The 3,138-nt window shown below is 37.2% G+C and carries 3 protein-coding genes and 1 pseudogene; all 4 read right to left on the reverse strand.

What is annotated here, in order from left to right; genetic code table 11:
• Nucleotides 1-260: 260 nt before the first annotated feature.
• On the reverse strand, nucleotides 261-977 hold the full coding sequence (locus ABHN01_RS25660; protein WP_429877893.1) for an SDR family oxidoreductase: 717 nt from the start codon (nucleotides 975-977) through the stop codon (nucleotides 261-263).
• Nucleotides 978-1,005: 28 nt separating this feature from the next.
• Nucleotides 1,006-1,500, reverse strand: coding sequence for a type 1 glutamine amidotransferase domain-containing protein (locus ABHN01_RS25665; protein ID WP_429877895.1), 495 nt, complete (start codon nucleotides 1,498-1,500; stop codon nucleotides 1,006-1,008).
• A gap of 130 nt (nucleotides 1,501-1,630) precedes the next feature.
• Nucleotides 1,631-2,148, reverse strand: a pseudogene (locus ABHN01_RS25670) (DJ-1/PfpI family protein).
• A 242-nt stretch (nucleotides 2,149-2,390) separates the two neighbouring features.
• Entirely contained in the window at nucleotides 2,391-2,705 is a 315-nt protein-coding gene (gene trxA, locus ABHN01_RS25675) for a thioredoxin (RefSeq protein WP_429877894.1), read from the reverse strand.
• Nucleotides 2,706-3,138 lie beyond the last annotated feature (433 nt).

Below are 3,138 nucleotides of genomic sequence, written 5' to 3' on the forward strand. Positions count from 1 at the left end.
GACCAATACTTGGAAGAAAGGTTCCATCAGGTAAGGTTACTACACGTTTTTCAAGTGAATGCTTCATTCTTACTATTTTTTCATGGTCATGTACACTCATTTTCAACATTCCCTTCAAAGCTCACCTTGTTTTTCTTGAACTGCAATTCTTCATTTATTACCATTTGTTGAAAAATCGGATCATTATTAAAAAAATAAATGTGGCTATACATTGTTGTAGTATATATATATAGCCACAAAAATAACATATTAATGCTCACTTACACCAAGTGAGCACCGCCATCAATAAGAAGAACAGTACCAGTTGTAAAACCATTTTTCACTAAGTACACGTAGGCCTCAGCAATGTCATCAGGCTGTGCCACGCGATTAACAGGTAGCTGCTGTGCAATGCTGCTGTATAAATTTTGTCTTTGCTCGTCAGGCATCCCTCCGTAGAGTGGGGTGTCTACAATACCAGGTGAAACAACATTTACCCGTATAGGGGCCAGGTCTACTGAAAGCCCTCTAACCAATCCATCGATCGCTGAATTGATCGAAGCAAGTGTAGTTGCCCCCTGTGGTGGACGGATTCCATAAACACCAGAGGTTAATGTGATAGAACTGGTATCATTTAAGTACGGAATAGCAGCACGAACGGCTAAATACTGCCCCCAAAATTTACTATCAAACGCTTCTCTAACATCCGCAACAGGTAAGTCATTAAAATGGCCCATTGTACCTTCACCCGCCGTAACGACCAGGTGATCAAAATTCCCTACCATTTTAAAAAAGTCAGCTAGTTTTTCTTCACTGCGAAAATCAATAGTGGATGCTTCGACATTACCACCAAGTACATTCTTTGCCTCAGCTAGTTTTGCCTCAGAACGACTTGCAATAATGACTTGAGCAGATTCATCAAGAAACGCCTTTGCTGCGGATAATCCGATACCAGAAGTACCTCCTATTACGACTACACGTTTTCCGTTTAATGACATTGTATGAACCCTCCTTAAAAAATTCTTTTTATATTTTATTTGCTAACAGTTTTAGCGCTTCACGATTGAATGCAGGGATATCATCTGGAAAACGGCTAGTCACAATATTATTGCTTACCACAACTTCTTCATCTTTGTATTTAGCCCCTGCATTTTTTAAATCATTACGAATAGATTTGAAACCAGTTATGTCAACGCCTTTTAACAGGTCTGTATCGATCAATACTTGTGGTCCATGGCAAATGGCAAAAACAGGTTTGCCTTCTTGGATAAATTCTTTTGCGAATTGACCAAAGCGGTCATCTTCACGAAGTAAATCAGGGGAGAAACCACCTGGAATAAGCAAAGCATCAAAGTCTGCAGGATTAACCTCATCAATGGCTTTATCAATTTTTACGGTTGCGCCATTTTTACCAGTGACTTCATTTCCTGCATGTTTATCAATTGTAATTACTTGATGACCAGCTTCTTTGAATGCCTCTGCAGGTTCTGTAAATTCAACATCCTCAAATAAATTGGTGATATTTTTTTGTCCAAACTAAAAACCCTCCTTGTAATCGCAATAAACTTTCTCACAAAAACTGCTTATAATTAATGGAAGAGGTGGGCTCAAAATTTACTTCCGAACCACACTCTATCCAACTAAAATGTAACTAACGTAATGCTTTAACAAGGGCTTTTCCAAATTCTTTCGCCCCTTGTGGACCATCGCCAGTAATAATATCATCGTATGCAACTACATGTTGTTCAACATAGTTAACGTCAACAGCTATCAATTCGTTCTTTTGAACATCTACTGGATAGCAAGTTGCTTCTCTTCCAGAAAGCAAACCAGTTTTAGCAACTGTAACAGCCCCTGCACAAATTCCTGTTACAAGAACTTTCTCATTGTAAGCTTGCTTCAAAAAGCCTTGAATTTTTGATTTCCCCATAGATGATCATTTGTACCAGATCCTCCAATGACCGAAACAACATCAAATTCTGTGGGCGATACGTCCGTAAAGATAACAGAAGCCGTTGCTTTTCTATCATAGTCACCAGTAATTTCACCTGCCACGGTGCTAGCAATGGTAACTTCGACTCCTGCATTTTCAAGTTCTTCTTTTGGTTTGAATAACTCATCTTCATTAAAACGTTCTGGCGGTATAATTAAGAGTGCTTTTTTACTCATTATTTTTTTCTCCTCAAAAAGAAAAAGATTTGTTGATAACACTTTTTCTTATAGTGTATTTTTACTTGTGGTTGTTAACAATTTCGGCTGAAATTTAAGTGAGCTTTGCAAGTTCTAGTGGATTGCGAAAAGCATCAGCTGAAGAACTTCCAACGCACAATCGATGAAAGGTTTAGAACAGAACGGTATATCAAACTTTGTATGCTCAGAGATAGATTCATCTCTTTTTCAAAAAGTCTGTATTACATATGCTTTGAAATTATTTCTGTCAACGCTTCTTTTGGATTGAAGCCGATAACCTTATCTACAGCCACTCCGTCTTTGAAAAGAATCAACGTTGGAATGCTCATGACTCCAAATTTTCCTGCTGTTTCTGCGTTTTCATCTACATTAAGCTTGATAATTCTAAGGTTGGCACCCATTTCACCATCGATTTCCTCCAATACAGGTGCAATCATTTTACAAGGACCACACCATGGTGCCCAAAAATCCACTAAAACTAATCCCTCTTTCATTTCAGTGCTAAATGTTTGATCTGTTACGTGTGAGATAGCCATTATTATATCCTCCAATTCATTCTTATAATTTTAATGAAAGTATTTTTTTGCTTACAAAAAATACAAAATCCCTCCCTTTTTTAATGTAATTAAAAAAGTTACAGTTTGCTTAGTTTGCCGTCTAGACATTACGAATAATGGTCTGGTAAATGTCCCTAACAAACTAATCTATTTTAAAAGCCACTTTCCAAATTGATTGCTTCCTGTTCAAAAGGATTACTGTAATTTTAATGTTTACAGTTTGTGAAGTCAAGAAAAATTAACTTGTTATTCTCAAATTCCATCCTTAGTGGGTATACACCGATGAAAAGTTCTCATCGTATTTTCGTTTTTTACCTGAAGCAGATTTTTCTGCGAAGGTTTTTCTTATTTCGATAGATCTGGTAGAGGAGGGATTAGTGATCTTCAGGTTCGAAAATGACTATGTAAAACG

This window comes from Fictibacillus sp. NRS-1165 (assembly GCF_050468105.1).
Taxonomy (GTDB): Bacteria; Bacillota; Bacilli; order Bacillales; family Fictibacillaceae; genus Fictibacillus_C; species Fictibacillus_C terrinigri.